At 71.5% G+C, this 20372-nt stretch carries 18 protein-coding genes and 2 pseudogenes; 8 read left to right on the top strand and 12 right to left on the bottom strand.

Annotation, left to right across the window (positions count from 1 at the left end):
• Positions 1 to 52 precede the first annotated feature (52 nt).
• The gene (locus tag AB0J12_RS17515) at positions 53 to 502 is read right to left on the bottom strand and encodes a MarR family transcriptional regulator (RefSeq protein WP_363265175.1); all 450 of its coding nucleotides are present in this window, start codon (positions 500 to 502) and stop codon (positions 53 to 55) included.
• Between the two features lie 125 nt (positions 503 to 627).
• On the opposite strand from AB0J12_RS17515, the gene AB0J12_RS17520 reads away from it, so the two are divergent.
• The 4 genes from AB0J12_RS17520 (at position 628) to AB0J12_RS17535 (ending at position 3625) form a co-directional block, all read left to right on the top strand.
• Positions 628 to 1095 carry an SgcJ/EcaC family oxidoreductase gene (locus AB0J12_RS17520; RefSeq protein ID WP_363265176.1) on the top strand — a complete coding sequence of 156 codons (468 nt, stop codon included), beginning with the start codon at positions 628 to 630 and terminating at the stop codon, positions 1093 to 1095.
• A gap of 227 nt (positions 1096 to 1322) precedes the next feature.
• Positions 1323 to 1526, top strand: coding sequence for a cold-shock protein (locus AB0J12_RS17525; RefSeq protein ID WP_093912074.1), 204 nt, complete (start codon positions 1323 to 1325; stop codon positions 1524 to 1526).
• Positions 1527 to 1729: 203 nt separating this feature from the next.
• Positions 1730 to 3223, top strand: coding sequence for a DEAD/DEAH box helicase (locus AB0J12_RS17530; protein ID WP_363265177.1), 1494 nt, complete (start codon positions 1730 to 1732; stop codon positions 3221 to 3223).
• A gap of 66 nt (positions 3224 to 3289) precedes the next feature.
• A complete protein-coding gene (locus tag AB0J12_RS17535; RefSeq protein WP_363265178.1) occupies positions 3290 to 3625 on the top strand; it encodes an SCO5918 family protein in 336 nt (111 codons plus the stop codon).
• Between the two features lie 23 nt (positions 3626 to 3648).
• On the opposite strand, the pseudogene AB0J12_RS17540 reads toward AB0J12_RS17535, so the two are convergent.
• From AB0J12_RS17540 to AB0J12_RS17550, 3 genes and pseudogenes are all read right to left on the bottom strand, one after another.
• Positions 3649 to 4034: pseudogene (locus tag AB0J12_RS17540) on the bottom strand (N-acetyltransferase family protein); the annotation flags it as partial.
• Positions 4019 to 4159, bottom strand: a pseudogene (locus tag AB0J12_RS17545) (aquaporin family protein); the annotation flags it as partial. The pseudogenes AB0J12_RS17540 and AB0J12_RS17545, both read right to left, overlap by 16 nt.
• Positions 4156 to 4533 carry a metalloregulator ArsR/SmtB family transcription factor gene (locus AB0J12_RS17550; RefSeq protein WP_363265179.1) on the bottom strand — a complete coding sequence of 126 codons (378 nt, stop codon included), beginning with the start codon at positions 4531 to 4533 and terminating at the stop codon, positions 4156 to 4158. The pseudogene AB0J12_RS17545 and the gene AB0J12_RS17550, both read right to left, overlap by 4 nt.
• An 80-nt stretch (positions 4534 to 4613) precedes the next feature.
• On the opposite strand from AB0J12_RS17550, the gene AB0J12_RS17555 reads away from it, so the two are divergent.
• Entirely contained in the window at positions 4614 to 5090 is a 477-nt protein-coding gene (locus tag AB0J12_RS17555; protein ID WP_363265180.1) for an ArsI/CadI family heavy metal resistance metalloenzyme, read from the top strand.
• Here AB0J12_RS17555 and AB0J12_RS17560 read toward each other — a convergent pair.
• The 6 genes from AB0J12_RS17560 to AB0J12_RS17585 all read right to left on the bottom strand — a co-directional run bounded on the left by AB0J12_RS17560 (position 5073) and on the right by AB0J12_RS17585 (position 11762).
• Entirely contained in the window at positions 5073 to 6209 is a 1137-nt protein-coding gene (locus AB0J12_RS17560) for an acyl-CoA dehydrogenase family protein (protein WP_363265181.1), read from the bottom strand. The genes AB0J12_RS17555 and AB0J12_RS17560 overlap by 18 nt on opposite strands.
• Before the next feature lie 66 nt (positions 6210 to 6275).
• Positions 6276 to 7217, bottom strand: coding sequence for a diiron oxygenase (locus tag AB0J12_RS17565; protein WP_363265182.1), 942 nt, complete (start codon positions 7215 to 7217; stop codon positions 6276 to 6278).
• A gap of 6 nt (positions 7218 to 7223) precedes the next feature.
• The gene (locus AB0J12_RS17570) at positions 7224 to 8240 is read right to left on the bottom strand and encodes an aminotransferase class IV (RefSeq protein WP_363265183.1); all 1017 of its coding nucleotides are present in this window, start codon (positions 8238 to 8240) and stop codon (positions 7224 to 7226) included.
• A complete protein-coding gene (gene pabB / locus AB0J12_RS17575) occupies positions 8237 to 10348 on the bottom strand; it encodes an aminodeoxychorismate synthase component I (RefSeq protein WP_363265184.1) in 2112 nt (703 codons plus the stop codon). The genes AB0J12_RS17570 and pabB overlap by 4 nt, the downstream gene beginning before the upstream one ends.
• A gap of 377 nt (positions 10349 to 10725) precedes the next feature.
• Entirely contained in the window at positions 10726 to 11160 is a 435-nt protein-coding gene (locus AB0J12_RS17580; protein WP_363265185.1) for a MaoC/PaaZ C-terminal domain-containing protein, read from the bottom strand.
• The gene (locus AB0J12_RS17585; protein WP_363265186.1) at positions 11157 to 11762 is read right to left on the bottom strand and encodes a MaoC family dehydratase N-terminal domain-containing protein; all 606 of its coding nucleotides are present in this window, start codon (positions 11760 to 11762) and stop codon (positions 11157 to 11159) included. The genes AB0J12_RS17580 and AB0J12_RS17585 overlap by 4 nt, the downstream gene beginning before the upstream one ends.
• Positions 11763 to 12156: 394 nt before the next feature.
• Here AB0J12_RS17585 and AB0J12_RS17590 point away from each other — a divergent pair, with 394 nt between their 5' ends.
• Complete coding sequence (locus AB0J12_RS17590) at positions 12157 to 12780, top strand: sulfotransferase (protein ID WP_363265187.1); 624 nt, start codon at positions 12157 to 12159, stop codon at positions 12778 to 12780.
• A gap of 50 nt (positions 12781 to 12830) precedes the next feature.
• Here AB0J12_RS17590 and AB0J12_RS17595 read toward each other — a convergent pair whose 3' ends face one another.
• Entirely contained in the window at positions 12831 to 13703 is an 873-nt protein-coding gene (locus tag AB0J12_RS17595) for a helix-turn-helix transcriptional regulator (RefSeq protein WP_363265188.1), read from the bottom strand.
• A 101-nt stretch (positions 13704 to 13804) separates the two neighbouring features.
• On the opposite strand from AB0J12_RS17595, the gene AB0J12_RS17600 reads away from it, so the two are divergent.
• The gene (locus AB0J12_RS17600; protein ID WP_363265189.1) at positions 13805 to 15301 is read left to right on the top strand and encodes an MFS transporter; all 1497 of its coding nucleotides are present in this window, start codon (positions 13805 to 13807) and stop codon (positions 15299 to 15301) included.
• Positions 15302 to 15686: 385 nt separating this feature from the next.
• Positions 15687 to 18683, top strand: coding sequence for a protease pro-enzyme activation domain-containing protein (locus AB0J12_RS17605; protein ID WP_363265190.1), 2997 nt, complete (start codon positions 15687 to 15689; stop codon positions 18681 to 18683).
• 92 nt (positions 18684 to 18775) lie between these two features.
• On the opposite strand, the gene AB0J12_RS17610 is transcribed toward AB0J12_RS17605, so the two are convergent.
• Positions 18776 to 20293, bottom strand: coding sequence for a multicopper oxidase domain-containing protein (locus AB0J12_RS17610; protein ID WP_363265191.1), 1518 nt, complete (start codon positions 20291 to 20293; stop codon positions 18776 to 18778).
• Positions 20294 to 20372 lie beyond the last annotated feature (79 nt).

The raw sequence follows: 20372 nt of genomic DNA on the forward strand, positions 1-20372 counted from the left end.
CGCAAGCTAGCAGCTCGTTCATCGGCCCGGCCAGCCCTTTTTCCACCCCGGGTCAGGTGCCGGGGTTCGCGGTGCGGAGTTCTTCCGCCGCCGCCTGGTAGGCCGCGGCGGACCGGGTGAAGTAGTCGAAGAGCACGGCCAGTTGGTCCGGCTCGTAGTCGCGGAGGATGTCGCCGATCTTCTGGCGGGCCGGGGCCATCACGCGGTCCAGGTCGGCCGGTTCGCCCACCGGCTCCACGACGGCCTTGCGGCGGTCGCCGGGGTCGGGGGCGCGGCGGACGTAGCCGGCCTGCTCCAGCCTGTCGATCAGGCGGGTCGTCGGGCCGGTCGTCAGCCCCGTGCGTTCGGCCAGTTCCCCGGGGGACATCGGGCCCGACAGCTGAAGGATGTTCAGCGCGTACAGGTCGGTGGCACCCAGGCCGCACGCCTTGGCGCCGGCGTGTCCGTGCAGCATCACGGCGCTCAGGTACCGGCGGTAGACCTCGCTCGCATCGGATCGCATCGACGGCGTTGACACGGGTCCTTCCCTTCCCTAATCTCTTCCTCAAGGAAGAAACATCTCTCGAGCAGAAACTTCGCCCGCGAAGCTACCACGTCCTGCACGTCCACCGAACCGGAGGCAGAGAAGTGACGACCCGCACCCCCGTCGAGCCCGCCCGCGAGAGCGACACCGCCGCGATCCGTTCCCTCCTCGACGAGAGCAGCGCGGCCTGGATGCGCGGCGACGGAACCGCGTACGGCAGGTGCTTCACCGAGGACGCGACCGACGTCACCTTCGTGGGCACCGTGTACCGCGGCGGCGACGAGATCGGCCGCGCGCACCAGGCTCTCTTCGGCGGATTCCTCAAGGGCACCCGGCTGACCCTCGACATCACCGACATCCGCTTCCACGGGACCGACACCGCGGTTGTCGTGACCCGGGGCGACGTCGGCAAGGGCCGGCCGAAGCGGCTCGGCAAGCTCGCCACCTACACCGTCGTGCGCGACGCCGGAGGTCGGTGGCTGATCGCCGCCGTCCAGAAGACCCAGCGCAAGCGCCTGATGGAGGCCGTCTCCTTCCGGTTCCAGCCCGCCACCCGGCCCGCGGCGCGGTGACGCGCGGCAGGGAAAGAGGACTGCTGCCGCCGACCGGGGAGCCGCCGGATATTCCCGGATCGGCAAGCGGAGCGTAATTTGTTTTTTCCGTGCGGGGGCGATTGCGGCATGGTACTGTCGGCGTCAGTTGCAGTTGTGGTTGCCGGGAATTTTTTCCTGCGGAGTGATCATCGCGGCGACCGAAGCCGCGCAGGGCGGCTTCGAACACCGTCCCGAAGGAGAAAAAAATGGCGACCGGTACTGTCAAGTGGTTCAACGCGGAAAAGGGTTTCGGCTTCATCGAGCAGGACGGCGGCGGCGCTGACGTCTTCGCCCACTACTCGAACATCGCCACCCAGGGCTTCCGCGAGCTGCAGGAGGGCCAGAAGGTGTCGTTCGACATCGGCCAGGGCCAGAAGGGCCCGACGGCCGAGAACATCGTCCCCGCCTGACCTGCGCACCATCGCGTTACACAGCAGCTGGGGCCCGCACCTTGGGGTGCGGGCCCCAGCTCGCGTCGTTCGGGGCGTCGTCGACCGATCCGGTCCGCCCCCTCAATTCCGGCTCGTTCTCGCGGTTCTTCGCGCGGCTGTTTTCCGCCGCGCGATTTCCTTGACGGATACGTGCCGCGTCCAGGAAAGCGTGAAGATTTCGCATGAGCCGTGCTCGTTCCGCTCGCACATACAACCGATCCGGCGGATCCGGTAACTCCGGTGGTTCCCAGAGCCGCCGTGGGCGTCGGCCCTCCTCGGCACCGAGCGCCTCGCGTCCGTCGGGTGAATTCGCCCTGCCGACGACGATCACGCCCGCGCTGCCGCCGGTGGAGTCGTTCGACGAGCTGGGCCTGCCGCCGGCCCTGCCGGCCGCCCTCCGCCGGGAGGGCGTGACCGTGCCGTTCCCGATCCAGGCGGCGACCCTGCCGAACTCGCTGGCCGGCCGTGACGTCCTCGGCCGCGGCCGCACCGGCTCGGGCAAGACCCTCGCCTTCGGCCTGGCACTCCTGGCCCGCACCGCGGGGCAGCGCGCCGAACCGCGGCGCCCGCTGGCCCTCGTGCTGGTGCCCACACGTGAGCTGGCCCAGCAGGTCACCGACGCGCTCACCCCCTACGCCCGCTCCGTGAGCCTGCGGCTCGCCACGGTGGTCGGCGGGATGTCGATCGGCAGGCAGGCCGGCGCGCTGCGTGCCGGCGCCGAGGTGCTCGTCGCCACGCCGGGCCGGCTCAAGGACCTCATCGACCGCGGCGACTGCCGCCTCGACGACGTCGACATCACCGTCCTCGACGAGGCCGACCAGATGACCGACATGGGCTTCATGCCGCAGGTCACCGCGCTGCTCGACCAGGTACGCCCCGACGGCCAGCGGCTGTTGTTCTCCGCCACCCTGGACCGCAACGTGGACCTGCTGGTCCGCCGCTATCTGACCGACCCGGTGGTCCACTCCGTCGACCCGTCGGCCGGCGCCGTCACCACGATGGAGCACCACGTGCTGCACGTCGACGACGCGGACAAGCGGCAGGCGACCACCGAGATCGCGGCCCGCGACGGCCGGGTCATCATGTTCCTGGACACCAAGCGCGCGGTGGACCGGCTCACCAAGCACCTGCTGAACAGCGGTGTCCGCGCCGCGGCCCTGCACGGCGGCCGGTCCCAGCCGCAGCGCACCCGCACCCTCGCCCAGTTCAAGGACGGCCAGGTCACGGTGCTGGTGGCGACCAACGTCGCCGCCCGCGGCATCCACGTCGACGACCTCGACCTCGTCGTCAACGTGGACCCGCCCACCGATCCCAAGGACTATCTGCACCGCGGCGGCCGTACGGCCCGCGCCGGCGAGTCCGGCACCGTCGTCACCCTGGTGACCCCCGACCAGCGCGGTGAATTCAAGCGGCTGATGGCGTCGGCCGGCGTCACGGCACGCATCACGGCCGTGCGTTCCGGGGAGGAGGAGCTGAGCCGCATCACCGGGGCCCGGACCCCCTCCGGTGTGCCCGTGGTCGTCGCCGTGCCCGCCGCGGAACCCAGCCGCCGCGCCGCGGCTCCCGGCTCCTCGTCGTCCCGCTCCCGCCGCGGCCGTTCGGGTCGCGGGAGGACTCCCGGCGAAGCGGCACGGCGCAGCGCGGGGCGCGGGTCCGCCCTGGGCCGGGCGGCCTAGCACCACCGGCCGACCGGCCGGAACGTCCCCTGTCCGGCAGCCCGTTCACCCTTCCTGGGAGGCATCATGCGCTGTGTCATCGCCCGCTATCCGTTCGAGCTGACCAAGGCCGGGGTGCTGGCCTCCATGGAGGGCGTCACGCCCGAGCCCGTCACGGGTGAGTCCGTGACGATCGGGCGCCGCCGCTACCCCGTGAAGCAGGTGGGCGAAGTCGTCACCCGGCAGGACCGACGGGACTTCACCGGCCGGGAGGTCACCCTGGCGATGACCCGCCTCGGCTTCACCTGCCACCCGCATCCCGACGCCGAGCCCTCGCCGGACTTCGGCTCGCCGTCGTCTTCGCCGCACGCCCCGCAGAACCTGCTCGACGACCCGACTCCGGTGATCCCCCGGGAGGCGTGACCACCCTTCGGGTACCGGCCGGCTCAGACGGTGGGGCTGCGTCGTTCGATCAGGATGACGTCGCGCCACACACCGTGGAGCCGGCCGAGGCGTTCGCGCGTTCCCACGACGCGGAATCCGGCCCGCCGGTGCAGGGCGATGCTCGCCGTGTTCTCGGGGAACACGGCGGACTGGATCGTCCAGATCCCGGCGGTCTCGGTGGACGTGCTCAGCTGCCGGAGCAGGGCCGCCCCGATACCGCGGCCGCGTGCGGCGAGGTGGACGTACACCGAGTGTTCGACGACGCCGGCGTGGGCGCAGCGGTCGGAGACACGCTCGCGCTCGTCGTGACCGCCGCCGAGGCCGGCGCCGCGGTGGCGTGGGTCACGGCGATCCAGCCCAGGACCCGGCCGGAGCCGTCGAGGGCGAGAGCAGTTGTACGGCCGCGTCGTCGGTCAGCTCGCCGGCCTGGATGCCGGAGCCGACGGCCACGGTGACCAGGGCGGCCGTGCCGACTGCCTCGCCGAGAGCGCGCCGCCGGAGTGACGCGCTCACGCCGTCCTGCCGGCCTTCTGCGCCGGGGTCAGGAAGGCGGAGAGCCGGTCCAGGGCGGCCGGGAGCACCCAGTAGTGCACCCAGGTGCCGCGGCGCTCGCAGTCGATGAGACCTGCCTGCCGGAGCAGCTTGAGGTGATGGGAGATCGTGGGCTGCGACAGATCGAAGGCCGGGGTCAGGTCGCACACACAGACCTCGCCGCCCGAGCGTGACGCGATCATGGAAAGCAGGCGGAGGCGGACCGGGTCGCCCAGCGCCTTGAAGATCCTGGCCAGTTCGGCCGCCCGGTCCTGGTCCAGGGGCGCGGCCACCAGTCCCGGGCAGCATGCGGACGCATCGTCCTGCCCGAGCACCACACGTTCTTGCTTCGACATTCTTCTATGTTGACGTTTTTCGATTCAAGGCGCACGCTCTGTATCGACAGACATCGATGCAAGCAGACCGGAGTCGCGCCATGTCACGTGTCCAGCTGGCCCTGCGGGTCAGTGACCTGGAAGCCTCGATCGCCTTCTACGCGAAGCTGTTCGGCACCGAACCGGCCAAGCGGCGCGCCGGCTACGCCAACTTCGCCATCACCGAGCCCCCGCTCAAGCTCGTCCTGATCGAGGGCGAGCCCGGCCAGGAGACCCGCCTGGACCATCTCGGCGTCGAGGTCGAGTCCGGGGAACAGGTCGGCGCCGCCGCCCGCCGGCTGCAGGACGCCGGCCTGACCACCGCCGAGGAGGACGACACGACCTGCTGCTACGCCCTCCAGGACAAGGTCTGGGTGCACGGCCCGGGCCGGGAGGCGTGGGAGGTGTACGTGGTGAAGGCGGACGCGGACACCTTCACCGGGACCGCGGACTCCGACCCGGCCGGCGCGGGCTGCTGCGCCCGCCAGGCCGCCGGGGAGGAGGAGGGCGGTCTCAGGCTCTCAGGACGCGACCAGTGAGCGCGCCACGATCAGGCGCATGATCTCGTTGCTGCCCTCCAGGATCTGATGGACCCTCAGATCACGGACGATCTTCTCGATGCCGTACTCGGTCAGATAGCCGTAGCCGCCGTGCAGTTGGAGGGCGCCGTCGGCGGCCGCGAAGCCCGCGTCGGTCGCCACCCGCTTGGCCATCGCGCACAGGGTGAGCGCGTTCGCGTCGCCGGCGTCCAGCGCGGCCGCGGCACGCCACAGCAGGGCGCGGCCGGCCTCCAGCTCGGTGGCGAGGTCGGCCAGCCGGAACTGCAGGGCCTGCGACTCGATCAGGGGCCGGCCGAAGGCTTCCCGATCGCGCAGATAGGCGACCGCGCGCTCGAGCGCCGCCGCACCGCCGCCGAGCGAACAGGCCCCGATGTTGAGGCGCCCGCTGTTCAGGCCCGTCATGGCGATACGGAAGCCGCTGCCCTCGCCGCCGAGCAGGTTGGCGGCGGGCACCCGCACATCGCGCAGGACGACCTGGCGGGTGGGCTGCGCATGCCAGCCCATCTTGCGCTCCTCGGGGCCGAAGGAGAGCCCCGGCGTGCCGTCCTCGACCAGCACCGCGGAGATGCCGGCCGGGCCGGGGCCGCCCGTGCGGGCCATGACGAGATAGACGTCCGAGACGCCGGCGCCGGAGATGAACTGCTTGACGCCGTTCAGCACATACGCGTCACCGTCGCGCACCGCGGTGGTGCGCAGGGCCGCGGCGTCCGAGCCGCAGCCCGGCTCGGTCAGGCAGTAGCTGGCCAGGAACTGCATCGAACACAGATGAGGGAGGAAACGGTCGCGTTGGCGGGTGTCGCCGAAGGTGTCGATCATCGTGGCGACCATGTTGTGGATGGACAGATACGCCGCCACGGCCGGGCAGCCCGTGGACAGCGCCTCGAAGACGAGGGAGGCGGCCAGCCGGGACAGGCCGGAACCGCCCACGTCCTGCCGTACCGTGATGCCGCCCATGCCGAGCTGAGCGGCCTTGCGCAGGGTGTCGACGGGGAAGTGGTGCGTCTCGTCCCACTCCACGGCGCAGGGGGCCAGGTGTTCGTCGGCGAAGTCCCGTGCGGTGCGGGCGATGTCCTGGAGCTCGTCGGTCAGGGTGAACATCTTCTCCTCGGTTTCCGTGGTGGCGGATCGAACGCGGCGGCGCGCGGTGCGGCCGCGCGGACCGGCTCAGCCGTGCCGCGGTACCGCCTCGACGAGTGACGGGTCGATGCCGAGGTCGTCGAGCAGCAGCTGCAGCGGGCCGGTGTCGCGCCGTGGGGCCGGGCGGGCGGAGGCCCACTCGGCCAGCTGCCCGGTCTCGATCCGCAGGCCGCCGGCCGCGGCCACCCCGACCCAGGGGTCGAGGTCCGCGGCGCGGAACGCGGCCAGCCCGCTGATCAGCGCGTCGCGGAACAGCGCCCGCTCGGCCGCGTCCAGCGAGCGGTAGAGCGAGCCGGCGAGCTCGCGGAACACGACGGCGTGCCCGCTCTCGTCGCGCCGGTGCATGTCCACCGTGATCCGGTTCATCGGCTGGATGTCCTGCGCGGTCGCGAGGCTCGACAGGAAGCCGCTGATGGTGGTCTCGGCGGCCAGGGAGAAGGCGATCTCGACCAGGTCGCGGTCCAAGCCCGACAGTCCCTCGCGGGCCAGGTCGAGGCCCTGTACCACCGCCCAGCCACGCGGGTCGAAGGCCAGCCCGTCCAGCTCGCGCCGGCGCTTGGTGACCCCGACCGCGTTCTGGCACATCAGGATGTGGAAGTGCTCGTCGACGATGGTCTGGTGCAGGGCGGTGTACGACACGTCGTCGCGGCGTACCGGTATGCGCTCCTCCAGCATCAGCCGGCAGGCGGGCAGGATGATCTCGTTCTCGATCGCCGCGGTCTTGGCGTTGTACGCGATCCACGCGGCCGCGAGGATCTGCCTGCGCGCCGCCGGGTCGAGGGGTTCGACGCCGGGGAGCGCGAACACGGGCACGAGATGCTCGGGGAAGTCCGGCAGCCCGGGGTCGAAGTGCCCGTCGAGGTCGAGCTCGTCCTTCTTCACCGCGACCCGTCGGCCCCAGCGCCGGGTGAGCTGGGCCAGCAGGTCGCGCTCGTAGCTCGGTCGTTGCGTGAGGGTGTCGGTGGACATGCGATGTCAGCCTCGCTGCTGCGGGTCGGCCGAACCAAGTCGGCTGTCGGGCAAGGGAAGTCGGCTGTCGGGCAGAGGACGCCGGTGTGTCCGGCCGGCCGGCGGCCGGTGAGCTGCGCGGGCCGGCCGGACCACGTCGGTCTGCGGAAGGGGCCCCGCGGTGCCCGGCGCCGGATCGTCGGCGTCGGGCACCAGGCCGGGGTGGGCGGGCAGGGCGAGCCGGTCGAGGCGCGCCTGCCAGCGCTCTGCTTCGGCCGACGAGTCCGGGGGTGGTGGGAGCTCGTCGGCCAGGTTCAGCCAACCGGCGACCGGCCGGATGCCGTGCAGGGCGTTGACCGCCCACACGGGCACGCCGGCCAGGTCCTGCGCGGTGGCCGTCTCGAAGACCACCCGGTGGCCGGCATCGGCCACTTCGGCGGTCAGAAGTGCCCGCGTCACCCCGGGCAGCAGGTCCGGCCCGGGTGGCGGGGCGCACAGGGTCGTACCGCGCCACCACAGGAGACTGGTGGTACCGCCCTCGCGGACCTGTCCGGTCGCCGACAGCAGAAGCGGCTCGTCGGCGCCGGCGGCACGGGCCGCCTCGCGCAGCCGCCCCAGCAGGACGAGGTCCGGTCCTTTGGCCCACGGCACCGCGCGGGGATCCACCATGCCGGGGTGCCAGAGCACCACCGGCCCGCCGCGCGGCGGGGCCGGGCGCAGCCACAGGGTCAGGTGCGGGCCGTGGATGCCGGGCCGGGCCTCGACCCTGGGGAACCAGCGGCCCCGCTGCGGCAGCAGGCCCGTGGCCGCCCGCAGGAAGGCGGTGACCGGACCGGGCGGCGTGCCGAGCAGGCGGCCGCAGGCGTCCCGGAACCTCCTCGCGTGGGCGGGCAGGGCCCGTACCCTGCCGTCCTCGACCAGCCAGGAGTCGGCGACGAGGGCGGGCGCCGCCTCCGCCGTCCGCTCGGGCAGCAGGGCGCCGTCCGGGCCGGCGGCCGGGTCCCACACGTAGCGTCCGGCCGGTGCCGGCGGTGAGGTGGTCATCGCGCCGCGCTGCTCGCCGGAGCGGGGAGCGGGGCCCGGTAGGCCCGCAGCGGGGCGTCGGCCTTGAGGATCATCTCCAGGTACTCCTCGTGCGGATCGGAGTCCAGCACGATGGCACCGCCGGCGCCGATGCTCAGGTCGTTGCCGCGGCGTACGGCGGTACGGATCACGATGTTCAGATCGGTGCCGCCGGACAGGCCGAAGTAGCCGAGGGTGCCGGAATAGACCCCGCGCGCCTCGGTCTCGAGGCGGTCGATGATCTCCATGGTGCGCGTCTTGGGCGCGCCGGTCATGGAGCCTCCGGGGAAGCAGTGCCGCACGCACTCCACCGCACCCACCGAGGGACGCAGCTGCCCCTTGACCGTGGACACCAGCTGGTGCACCGTCTGGTAGCTCTCCACGGCCATGTAGGGATCGACGTGCACACTGCCGACCTCGCAGACCTGGCCGAGGTCGTTGCGCAGCAGGTCGACGATCATCAGGTTCTCCGCCTGCGTCTTCTGGCTCGCCCTGAGTTCGGCCGCCAGCGCGGCGTCCCGCTCCGGGTCCGCGTCGCGCGGGGCGGTGCCCTTGATGGGCTTGCTCTCCACCCGTCCGTCCCGCTCGATCCGCAGGAAGCGCTCCGGTGAGGAGCAGAACACCGTCACGCCGTCGATCCGCAGGAACGCGGCGTACGGCGCCGGGTTCAGCCGCCGCAGCCGGCGGTAGAAGGCCGTGTCGTCGTCGTCGAAGGGCAGGTGCAGTTTGTTGGTCAGGCAGATCTCGTAGCTCTCGCCGCGGATCAACTGGCGCTGCGCCGCGCGGACGTCGTCCTCGTATCCGGCCCGCCCGCGCACCAGGTGCTCGGCGGGGTCGGGAGCGGGGCCGGTGTCCGCCTGGGGCGGCGCGGGTGCCGGGCGCAGCTGGACCAGGCGGGCCGCGGTGCGGTCGACCCAGGCGCGGGCGTCGTCCTCGGTCCGCTCGTCGTGCAGGGCGAGCACATAGGTGCGGTTCTCCAGGTGGTCCACCGCGATCAGCCGGTCGGCGAACATCCAGGCCGCGTCCGGCGTGTCGGCGCTGCGCCGGGCACCGCCACCGCACTCGGCCTTCAACTCGTAGCCGAAATAGCCCACATAGCCGCCGGTCAGGTCGAACGGCAGCGTGCCGGGATCGACCGCGCGCTCGCGCAGCCGCGCCTGCAGCACGTCGAACACGCTGCCGCTGAGCACGCGGATGCCGGCGGCGTCCCGCACCTTGACCGCCGTGGCGTCGACCCGGTACGTGAGCACCTCGCTGAGCGGCCCGCCGGCGTCGCCCAGGAAGGAGAAGCGCGACAGTCCCTCCTCCACCCGGCTGCTGTCGAGCCAGAAGCTGTCCGGGCTGTCGGCGAAGAACTCGAGGAACACCGCCTCGGCGTCGACCGCTTCGGGCAGATCGGTGCTCAGCAACCGCATCCGGCCGGCCGGGCCGGAGCCGGTGGCCCGTACCGGTGCGTCGGCCGGGATCCGCGCGGCGCGCGGCTCACGGTCGTCCTGGACCCGCGTGGCCGCGGCCTGCCGGGTCAGCTCGGCGAAGTTCGCGATGAGCTCCCGGCCGAACTCCGAGGCGATCGACTCCGGATGGAACTGCACGCCCCAGCGCGGCAGGTCGCGATGGCGCAGCGCCATCAGCACGCCGTCCTCGGAGCGGGCGGTGGCGATCAGGGTGGCGGGCAGCGGCTCCTGCACACACAGCGAGTGGTAACGCACCGCGGTGAACTCGGTGGGTATCCCCGCGAACAGCTCGTCGTCCGCGTGCTTGACCGTGGTCAGGTGGCCGTGCCGCGGTTGCGGGGCCGGTGTGACGGAGGCGCCGGCCAGGTGCGCGATGGCCTGGTGGCCCAGGCACACACCCAGCACCGGCAGGTCGGTGCGGTGCAGCAGGTCACCGACGTAGCCGAGATCGCGGTCGTTCTGCGGGCGGCCGGGCCCGGGCGAGATGACGATGCTGTCGAACCCGTCCAGCGGCATGGTGGCCAAGGCGGGGTCGTCGTTGACGACCACCACCGGGTCGACGCCCGTGACCTGGGCGATCAGCTGGAAGAGGTTGAAGCTGTAGGAGTCGTGGTTGTCGACAAGCAGGGTGCGCACTCGAATACTCCTGGTTCAAGGGCGTTCGGCAGCCGGTCGGGCTCGCCTCGGACGGTCGGGGTGGGGGAGCCGCTGCTGCTCGACGCGGTCGGCGTGCGAGCACGCCGCGGGCCAGCGCGTGCGGGGCTGTGGACGGCATGCGCGCCCGCGGGCCGTTCGGTTCGGGGGTACGTCGATGACAGGCGCCCGGCGATGCGCGCAGGCGTTCCGCGGGTGGCGCAGGCGTACGGCGGTGCGCGCGGGCGTTCCGCGGGTGGCGCAGGCGTGCGGCGGTGCGCGCAGGCGTCACGTGGGTCCGGCCGCCGGGCTGGGGCACCGCTGGGCGGGCCGACGTCCCGCCGCGGGTCAGGGCTGCCGATCGGCCGGCGGCCCGGTCGTCAGGCGAGCTGAACGGTGGCCTGCAAGGTGGCGAGCACCTCCCCCTCGGGGGAGGCGGCGGTCACCCCGATCCGCACCCGGTTGCCGTCGAGTTTCTCCTCCACGCTCCCGGAGAGCCGGAAGACCGCACCGGTCCCGTCGTCCGGGACCGGGACCGGGCGGGCCAGGCGCACCCGGTGCTCCACCAGGGCACCGGGGTCGCCGGTCCACTGGTTGACGATCTCCAGCACCTTGCCGAGCGTGAAGGGCCCGTGCATGATCACATCGGGCAGTCCCACGGATCGCGAGATGCGCTCGCTCCAGTGGGTCGCGGCGAAGTCCAGCCGCATGGTCTGGCCGCCGAACAGCAACAGCGCGAGACGGTCGACCGCGACCTCCTTCTCCGGAAGGACGTGTCCCACACCGATGTCCTCGTAGCGCACGTTCGCGGTCATGCCACACCCTCCTGCGCGGTCGCGGCGGCCGGTTCGAAGGTGTCCGCGTGGGAGATGACGAACTTGTAGCCCGTGCTGCAGACGGCTTCGCCGTCCTCGGTCGTGATCTCGTTCTGGATGTGGATGATGTCGCGCTGCCGGCTGATCTCGGTGATGTCCGCGACGGTCGAGGTCAGGGAGAGCCGGTCGCCGAGGCGGATCGGGCGGTGCGCGACCGTGTGCAGGTCGGCCAGCAGCAGATTGGCGCCGGGCTTGCGTCCGAGGTCGGGTTCGTACATCGGCCAGGCCCACACCATGCGGAACCACAGGCGGGCGGCGAAAGCGGGCGGCGCGATCGGTGCCGGATGTCCGAGCGCCCGGGCCGCCTCGGGGTCCCGGTACACCGCGAGCGGCTCCTCGAACTGCGCCGCCGCGTCGCGCAACGTGTCCTCGGTGACCACCAGGACGGTTTCCGATTTCGTACTGCGACCAATGACCGCTCGATTCAGCGGCATGATGGAATCACCTTTCCTCCCCGAGTGAATCGGGGCTCCCCCGTGATTGGAGACAGACTCCAAAGAAAGAATTGACGAACCTTTTGCGTCCGCCGTGTCCTTCGTCACTGTGCCGTGAGAACCGGACGGGTAAGCATCCGATCGGTTCCGGACACCAATGGTTCAGGGATGGCGAGCTTCCTGACAACGGCGGTCTTGTGAGCGCACTTATAGTGCATGCCGTACCAGTGCATGCTGTTCAGGTGCGTGCCTGTCGGCGCCGACAGGCGACCCCGCACCCTGGAGCTGATACGGAATCAGCCATTCCGACAGAAGTTGAATAAGCATCAACTCATCGACACAGTCGAAAACCGGGGGAAGAATGCAACACAAGCGGCCGACCGACCGCGATTACCAGGAGCTTCTGAGGCGATATCGCGCAAAGGGCACCCGAGAGCTCATCGGATTACCGCCACGGATCTCCACACGACGTTCACGCAGCGCTCATCTCCGTCAATCCGACATGGACGAGGCGCTGCGCGGTGGTACGGGCACCTATCAGAAACTGGAGAACGGCGTCCTGGTTCCGTCGCCCGAACTGTTCCTGCGGGTCGCGAGGGCCCTGAACTTCAGCGACCACCATCTGCGCATCGCGCATCTGGACCTCTTCAAGACCGATCCGGTGCTGCCGGCGGGGCCGGCGTCCCCGCACTGGCAGCGCTGGGCGGACGGTCAGACCGAGATGGCCTACGTCCGCTCCGCCGCCGGCCACGTCATCACGGCCAACGACGCCTTCCGGCGCATGTTCCCGTCCGGCCGATCGCCCGCCAACATCACGGAGTGGGCCCTGCTGTCCGACGAGGCCCGCGAGGACGTCCTGCAGAACTGGGAGCGGGACTGGGCGCCCTATCTGCTCGCGGACCTGCGTCTGGCGTGCGCCCGGCACCCGGACGACCCGGTGCTGCGCAAACTGCGTGACGCCGTCCAGAGCGACCCGCACACGCGGCACATCGAGGACGCGCCCACGGGCATCGGGGACGAGGAACGCCGGCTGCACCACGCGGAACACGGAGTGGTGGCCGTGCGCGTGCTGGCCTCGCACACGAGCGAGGTCACGGCCGTGACGCTGCTCTGCGAACGCGGGTAGGGCACTGAAGGCCCGCCCACGGGCGGCGCAAGAGGGGTGAGCGACCGCCCTCAGAAGGCTCCGGCCACGACCTTCGCGCCGGTCGGCTCGGCCACGCGGGCCGGGTCGACCAGCGCGGGCAGCTTGGCCTCGGTCTCCGGGTCGGCCGGGAGGCAGGTGAACATCTTCACCCCGGGGGACTGCAGCGCGGCCAGCCGCACGTAGTCCACGGCCAGCCGGCCGAGCCGGGGGTGGTCGAACTCCCAGCGGGCCGAGCCGAAGTCGGCCACGCGGTGCTCGTCCCACAACTGGCGGAAGTCGTCGCTGACGGCGGACAGCTCGTTGCTCAGCTGCTCGAAGCGCGGATCGCCGAGATTACGGGCGGCGTCCGCGCGGAACTGCGCGAGCAGCCCGGAGGCCTGGGCGCGCCAGTCCACCAGCAGTCCGCGGGTCTTCAGGTCGGTGAACACCATCCGGATGATGTTGCGTTCGTGGCCGGGCAGCCGGGCCGGATCACCGATCAGCCCGGCCTCGGCCGCGTTCCACGCCAGCAGGTCCCAGCTCGGGCCGATGAGGTACGTCGGATACGGGTTGAGCGCGTCCACCAGGCGCTGCAGCTCGGCGCTCGGCGCGTCGGCGGGCTCCTGACGTACGACGCCCTGCGTGTCGGCCAGCGTGTACATGTACTGCTTCTCGGCCGTGGTCAGCCGCAGGGCGCGCGCCAGGCTGTCCAGCACCTGCCGGCTGACCGTGATGTCCCGGGCCTGCTCGAGCCAGGTGTACCAGGTCACGCTCACCCCGGACAGCTGGGCGACCTCCTCGCGGCGCAGCCCCGGCGTCCGCCGCCGAGGCCCCGGTTCGATCCCCACCTCGCGCGGTGAGATCCGGGCCCGCCGGGCACGAAGGAAATCCGCGAGTTCCTGCCGCTGCGCCGTGTTGTCCATCCCATCCCCCGGTACGGACCGCCACCATCGATGCTGGTGCCGCCACCACTAGCATATCCGCGCCCATGTGCAGCGGCCGACGGCGATGGAACGCTGAGGCCATGACGCACCGAAAGGCCGACACGGCTGCCCAGGAACCAACGAGCGCGCCGCAAGCGACCGACGGGGGAGCCGCCCCGGCGCCGTCGGCCGCCGCATCGCCCCGGTGGGCGCTGCCGATCATCCTCGTCGGCAGTTTCATGGCCGTCCTCGACACCTTCATCGTCCTGGTCGCCGCCCCGGCCATCCAGTCCGACCTGCACGCCTCCGACGGCGAGATCCAGTTGATCGTCGCCGGTTACCAGATCACGTACGCCGTGGCCCTGATCACCGGGGCGCGGCTCGGTGACACCTACGGCCGCAAGCGGCTGTTCATGCTCGGCATGGCGCTGTTCACGCTCACCTCGGTCGCCTGCGCGCTCGCGCCGAACGCGGGGGTGCTCATCGGGGCGCGCCTCGCACAGGGGCTGAGCGCGGCGCTGATGTTCCCTCAGGTCTTCTCGATGATCCAGGTCCTGATCCCGGCACAGCAGCGGCCCCGCGCGTTCGGCGCGCTCGGTTCGGTGATCGGTGTGTCGACGATCATCGGCCAGCTGGTCGGTGGCCTGCTGATCGCGGCGAACCTGTTCGGCACCACCTGGCGCCCGGTGTTCTGGGTGAACGTCCCGGTCGGTCTGATCACCCTGGTGCTCGCGGCACGGCTGGTGCCCGAGACCCGTGCGCCGCAGGCCCGTTCACTGGACCTGCCCGGTCTGACGGTGCTCACGGTGGCACTGTTCCTGCTGGTGATCCCGCTGGTCGAGGGGCGCGAGGCGGGCTGGCCGGCCTGGACCTGGGTCTCTCTCGTCGCCGGCGTCATCGCGTTCGCGTTGTTCGTCGTGGTCGAGCGACGGGTGGAACGGGCGGGGCGTGCGCCGCTGGTCACCCTGCGCCTGTTCGCCGAGCGTCCGTTCGCCATCGGCATCACCCTGGTGGTCGTCGCCTACGCCGGGGTGAACTCCTTCTTCCTGATCCTGTCCCTCATGCTGCAGGACGGTCTCGGGATGTCCGCGCTGGGCGCCGGGCTCACATACACCCCGCTGGCGGTCGCCTTCTTCGCCACCAGTCTGCTGGCCGCCCGCTGGACGCCGCGCTACGGCCGGCGGGTGCTGGAACTCGGCAGCGTGCTCGCCGCGGCGGGATTCCTCGCCACGCTGGTGCTGGCCCTCGCCGAGGGCGGCCGGCTCTCGGCCGGCCCGCTGATCGCACCGCTGACCCTGGTGGGTCTCGGCAACGGCCTGCTGCTCCCCCAGCTGCTGAACACGGTGCTCGGCCGGATCCGTCCCAGCGAGGTCGGCATGGCGTCCGGCGTGCTGTCCACCGGCCAGCAGGTCGGCGGCGCGGTGGGCGTCGCGGTCATCGGCGTGTTCTTCTTCAACGCCCTGACCCCGCACGGCAGCCGGGTGGCGCAGTACGCGCACGCCTTCGGCACGGCGGCGATCCTCAACCTGGCCATCGCGGCCGTCGCCACCGCGCTGCTCCTCGCGCTGCCCCGGCAGAAGCCGGCCCAGGCCGCCTGACCGTCGGTCCCCGGGGGTGTCTCGTCGATCCGCCGGATCGGGAAGCGCGAGACACCCCCGGCACCGGCCGGTGGCCGCTATGCCCGCTTACGATGTGCTTGTCATGATCACGGTCTAGCAAAATAGCCACCCCTGCCTTGGCGGTCCGATCCCACGGCTGATAGAGATTCGTTTCTGGCCGTCGTCCACCGCTTGGGAGCGGTGACACCGCCGGGGGGGCTCCACGTGGTCCGGCTGCGGCCGGAACCGCTGAACGTAACTCTTCGCGCTCTCGCCGTGCCCGCACACCGCATTCCGTATGCCCGTGTGCCCGCACCGGCGCACCCTTCCGCGGTCTCACCTGCCCACGCCTTGAGGCGACGCAGATGACGAAGAGGGAGTGTGCATGGGCCGTACCGCCCGTGAAAAGGCGTATCGATGGGGGGCGGCGACCATAGCCGCCCTGGCCGTGACCGCCACCGTGACACCGGTGTCGTACGCGGCCACGTCCGGCGAGCCGGCCCCGCAGCGGGTCGGCGGCGCGCCGAAGGTGCCGGCGGGGGCCGTGCGTGCGGCGGACCCGGCGGCCGGTGAGGCGCTCGACCTGAGCGTCGTTCTGGAGCCGCGCGACCCCGCGGCGCTGAATCGTTTCGTCGCCGAGGTCTCCGACCCGGCGTCCCCGAACTACCGCAAGTACCTCGGCTCGGGCGAGTTCGCGGACCGCTTCGGCGCGCTGCCGCAGACCGTCGAGCGGGTCCGCGCGCAGCTCGCCGCCAAGGGCCTCGAGGTCGGCGACCTGGAGTCCGACGGGCTCACGCTGCCCGTGCACGCGACGGTGGGCAAGGCCGCCAAGGCCTTCGCCACCGATTTCGACGGCTACAAACTGAAGGACGGCAGCTCCGGGTTCACCAACACCCGGGCCCCGCAGCTCGACGGCTCCGTCGCCGGCGACGTCCGCGCGGTGGTCGGCCTCAACACCCTCGCCGCCCGCGCCCCGCGCAACACCGGCGCCAGGGGCCCGGCCCGGGTGCAGCAGGCCACGGACGGCGCCCGTCAGTCCCGGCTGACCGGCACCACCGGCACCATGTGCACCGACATCAAGAACCTGTACGCGACGCCCGGCGACGGTTACCCGGCCGCCTACGACAAGCAGGACTACTGGAGCGCCCGGTCGCTCGCGGCCGCGTACAACATGGCGGACCAGCCCAACGTGCAGACCGGCACCACCATCGCGGTCTACTCGCTGGAGAACTACGACCTGCGCGACATCAACAGCTACCAGGCATGCCACGGCACCAAGGCCTCGGTCAGCTCCGTGCGCGTCAACGGCGGTCCCACCGACCCGGCGAGCGGCGACACCGGCGTAGGTCTGGAGACCGCGCTCGACATCGAGACCATCGTCGGTCTCGCCCCGCAGTCCAAGGTCCTCGTCTACCAGGGCAAGAACACCTGGGACGACGGCACGGCCACGCTGCGCCGGATCGTCACCGACAACCGCGCCAAGGTCGTCTCCATCAGCTGGGGCAGCTGCGAGACGTACACCCCGGCCGAGGTGATGGACGCGGAGAACCTGCTGTTCCAGCAGGCCGCCGCGCAGGGCCAGACCGTCGTCGCCGCCTCCGGCGACAGCGGCTCCACCGGCTGCTACCAGCCCGGCGAGAGCATCCCCGGCCAGGACCAGCTCGTGACCGACTTCCCGGCCGGCTCGCCGTACGTCCTCGGTGTCGGCGGCACCACCATGCGCTCCGCCGTCACCTCCCAGACCACCTGGACCGGTTCCGGCGGCGGTGTCTCCCAGCGCTTCAGCGTCGACGCGAACGGCTTCCAGAACCGCACCGGCGCCGACTACAACGACGCCTGCGCCGCCGCCACCGGCAAGGTCTGCCGCCAGGTGCCGGACGTCTCCGCGGTCGGCGACCCGGCCACCGGCTACCCGGTCGCCTTCGGTCACGACAGCACGGGCGCCCAGTACTGGAACATCATCGGCGGCACCAGCGGCGCCGCCCCGGTGTGGTCCGCGCTGATCGGGCAGGCCGACCAGGACCTTGCCTGCCAGGCCAACGGCACCGTCGGCTACGCGCACAACGCGCTGTACCGCCTGCCGGCCGCCGCGTTCCGTGACGTCACCAGCGGCAACAACAACGTCATGGACTCCGGCAACGTCAGCGGCAAGTACCAGGCCGCCGCCGGTTACGACCTCGCCACCGGCCTCGGCACGCCGAACGGCCGCGAGATCGTCAAGGGTCTGTGCGCCTCCGTTCCGCGCTCCCCGGCCGGCACGTTCAACCCGCTGGCCCCGGCCCGCATCCTGGACACCCGCTACGGCACCGGCCGCCCCGGCACCTCGCCGGTCGCCGCCAACGGCACGGTCAAGCTGCAGGTCACCGGAGTCGGCGGCGTCCCCGCCACGGGCGTCACCTCGGTCGTCATCAACGTCACCGCCGTCTCGCCCACCTCGACCGGTCACCTCATCGCCTACCCGAGCGGCACCACCCGCCCGGAGTCGTCGAACAGCAACTGGCTCAAGGGCGAGATCATCCCGAACCTGGTGACCGTCCCGGTCGGCAAGGACGGCTCGGTCGACCTCTTCAACGCCTCCAGCGGCACCGTGCACTTCGTCGCGGACGTCGCCGGCTACTACAGCACCGAGGCCGGCGGCAGCACCTACCTGCCCATCGGTCCGTCCCGCGTCCTGGACACCCGCAACGCCATCGGCGTGACCACCCGGACCCCGGTCGCCGGCAAGGGCACCGTGTCCCTGAAGGTCGCGGGTGCCGGCGGCGTGCCCGCCACGGGCGCCACCGCCGTGGTCATGAACGTCACCGCCACCGCGCCGACCTCGACCGGTCACCTCATCGCCTACCCGAGCGGCACCACCCGCACGGAGTCGTCGAACATCAACTGGCTCACCGGCCAGACCCGTCCGAACATGGTCGTCCTGCCCATCGGCGCCGACGGCAAGGTGAACCTGTACAACGCCGGCACCGGCACCGTGCACTTCATCGCGGACGTCGCCGGCTACTTCACGGCCGACACGACCGGCTCCTCGTTCCACACCGCGGGCCCGAGCCGGCTGCTCGACACCCGCTACGCCCTCGGCACCGCCCGCAACACCCCGGTGCCCGGCGGCGCCACGCTGGTGCTGAACGTCAACGACGGCCACACCCTGGCCAACGCCAAGGCCGTGGTCCTCAACGTCACCGTCACCGCCCCGACGTCCAACGGCTTCCTGACCGTCTGGCCCGACGGGTCCACCCTGCCCAACGCCTCCAGCGTCAACTGGGTGAAGGGCCAGACCGTGGCCAACCTGGTGACCGTGCCGGTCGTCAACGGAAAGATCGACTTCCGTCCGAACGCCGGCAGCGTGCACGTGATCGCCGACCTGTTCGGCTACTACATGTAAGGGCGCCGCACACAGCACCCCCGGAACAAGGGCCCTGCCCCCGCCGCCGTACCGAGCGGTGGGGGCAGGGCCCTTCGGCGTTCCACGGATGCTCAGTGGTGGTGGTGCTCCCCCGCGCCGGCGCTCGGCCGGCCGGCCTTCTGGCCCTTGTCGACCACCACGAACTGGCCCATCATGCCCTCGTCCTCGTGGTACAGCAGATGACAGTGGTACATGTACGGCGTGTCCGGGTCGGCCGGGCCGTCGAAGCGCAGGGCGAACTTCATCGTCGTCCCGTTCGGCACGAAGACCGTGTCCTTGGGCCCGCGCAACTGCGGCGGCGGGGCGTGGCCGTTCACCTCCAGGACCCGGAACTGCACGTCGTGCACATGGAAGTTGTGCGGCATGCCGTTGGTGTTGCGTATCGTCCAGATCTCCGTGGTGCCGCGGGTGACGGTCTCGTCGATGCGGTCCATGGCCATCTTGCGGCCGTTGATGCCCGACTTCTTCAGCTCGAAGAAGCGCCCGCGCACCGCGTCCTTGCCGTCCGGGACCTCCAGCCCGGCCAGGTGCACGGGCAGCTCGGGCGAGGGACGCAGCGTGTCGGCGGCGCGCAGCTGCAGAACGTCGAAGGAGTCGTCGCCGCCGTTGAACCGCTGCTGGAAGCTGTCGTCGTAGTTGTCCTGCGCGAAGCTGCGCAGCACCGTCCGCTCACCCGGCCGCATCCGCACCACGACCTCGGCCCGCTCACCCGGTGACAGCTGGACGCGCTTGAGCGACACCGGCCGCTCCAGCAGTCCGCCGTCGGTGCCGACCAGCGCGAAGGCACGGTCGTCGGAGAAGCCGAAGTCGTAGGTGCGGGCCGTGGAGGCGTTCAGCAGCCGCAGCCGGACCGCCTCGTCGGACACCACGCGGTACGGGCTGAGGGTGCCGTTGACCATCGTGCGGTCGCCGAGGAAGCCCACGTTCTGCAGCATCTTGTGGCCGTGGTCGAAGCCGGCGCCGTCGAAGCGCACGTCCTGCACGATCAGGGGCAGGTCGTCGACGCCGTACCGCTTCGGCAGGGGCAGGCGGCCGGAGACCGCGTCGTCGAGGAGGAACAGGCCCGCGAGGCCCCGCTGGACGTGGTCCTCGGTCTCGCCGTGCGGATGCGGGTGGTACCAGAGCGTGGCCGCCGGCTGCTCGATGGTCCACTGCGGGGTCCAGGTCGCCCCGGGCGCCACCATCTGGTGCGGGCCGCCGTCCATCTTCGCGGGCAGGTGCATGCCGTGCCAGTGCACCGTCGAAGCCTGATCCAGGGTGTTGTGCACCCGCACGCGGACCTTCTCGCCGCGCTCGGCACGCAGCGTCGGCCCCAGATAACTGCCGTTGAAGCCCCATGTCGCGGTCCGCCTGCCCTGGACGAACTCCGTCTCGCCCGCCTGCATCCTCAGGTCGAACACGCGCGTGCCGTCCCGGTCGAGGTGGGAGGCGGCCAGCGGCGGCACGGCCAGCTGGTGGTCGAACGCCTCGTCGCCGACCGTGCTCACCCGGGCACCCGACCACAGCCACCAGAACAGCCCGCCGACGACGAGTGCGAGCACCACGACGAGCGAACCGAGAACGATGAGGACGCGCCTGAGACGGGACATGGTGCAAGACTCCCGGACCGTGCGCGCCGGGACATCGGGCACATCCCCCACCCTCACCCGGATCCGACCCCGACACCCC

The sequence above is a fragment of the Streptomyces sp. NPDC049915 genome (assembly GCF_040656475.1).
GTDB lineage: Bacteria > Actinomycetota > Actinomycetes > Streptomycetales > Streptomycetaceae > Streptomyces.

What these genes read in the sequence shown, in the direction of transcription:
- AB0J12_RS17560 (WP_363265181.1), bottom strand. Translation starts at nt 6,209, where the DNA reads ATGTTCACCCTGACCGACGAGCTCCAGGACATCGCCCGCACCGCACGG.
- AB0J12_RS17525 (WP_093912074.1), top strand. Translation starts at nt 1,323, where the DNA reads ATGGCGACCGGTACTGTCAAGTGGTTCAACGCGGAAAAGGGTTTCGGC.
- AB0J12_RS17530 (WP_363265177.1), top strand. Translation starts at nt 1,730, where the DNA reads ATGAGCCGTGCTCGTTCCGCTCGCACATACAACCGATCCGGCGGATCC.
- AB0J12_RS17515 (WP_363265175.1), bottom strand. Translation starts at nt 502, where the DNA reads ATGCGATCCGATGCGAGCGAGGTCTACCGCCGGTACCTGAGCGCCGTG.
- AB0J12_RS17570 (WP_363265183.1), bottom strand. Translation starts at nt 8,240, where the DNA reads ATGACCACCTCACCGCCGGCACCGGCCGGACGCTACGTGTGGGACCCG.
- AB0J12_RS17565 (WP_363265182.1), bottom strand. Translation starts at nt 7,217, where the DNA reads ATGTCCACCGACACCCTCACGCAACGACCGAGCTACGAGCGCGACCTG.
- AB0J12_RS17600 (WP_363265189.1), top strand. Translation starts at nt 13,805, where the DNA reads ATGACGCACCGAAAGGCCGACACGGCTGCCCAGGAACCAACGAGCGCG.
- AB0J12_RS17550 (WP_363265179.1), bottom strand. Translation starts at nt 4,533, where the DNA reads ATGTCGAAGCAAGAACGTGTGGTGCTCGGGCAGGACGATGCGTCCGCA.
- AB0J12_RS17535 (WP_363265178.1), top strand. Translation starts at nt 3,290, where the DNA reads ATGCGCTGTGTCATCGCCCGCTATCCGTTCGAGCTGACCAAGGCCGGG.
- AB0J12_RS17590 (WP_363265187.1), top strand. Translation starts at nt 12,157, where the DNA reads ATGGACGAGGCGCTGCGCGGTGGTACGGGCACCTATCAGAAACTGGAG.
- AB0J12_RS17610 (WP_363265191.1), bottom strand. Translation starts at nt 20,293, where the DNA reads ATGTCCCGTCTCAGGCGCGTCCTCATCGTTCTCGGTTCGCTCGTCGTG.
- AB0J12_RS17555 (WP_363265180.1), top strand. Translation starts at nt 4,614, where the DNA reads ATGTCACGTGTCCAGCTGGCCCTGCGGGTCAGTGACCTGGAAGCCTCG.
- AB0J12_RS17595 (WP_363265188.1), bottom strand. Translation starts at nt 13,703, where the DNA reads ATGGACAACACGGCGCAGCGGCAGGAACTCGCGGATTTCCTTCGTGCC.
- AB0J12_RS17605 (WP_363265190.1), top strand. Translation starts at nt 15,687, where the DNA reads ATGGGCCGTACCGCCCGTGAAAAGGCGTATCGATGGGGGGCGGCGACC.
- AB0J12_RS17580 (WP_363265185.1), bottom strand. Translation starts at nt 11,160, where the DNA reads ATGACCGCGAACGTGCGCTACGAGGACATCGGTGTGGGACACGTCCTT.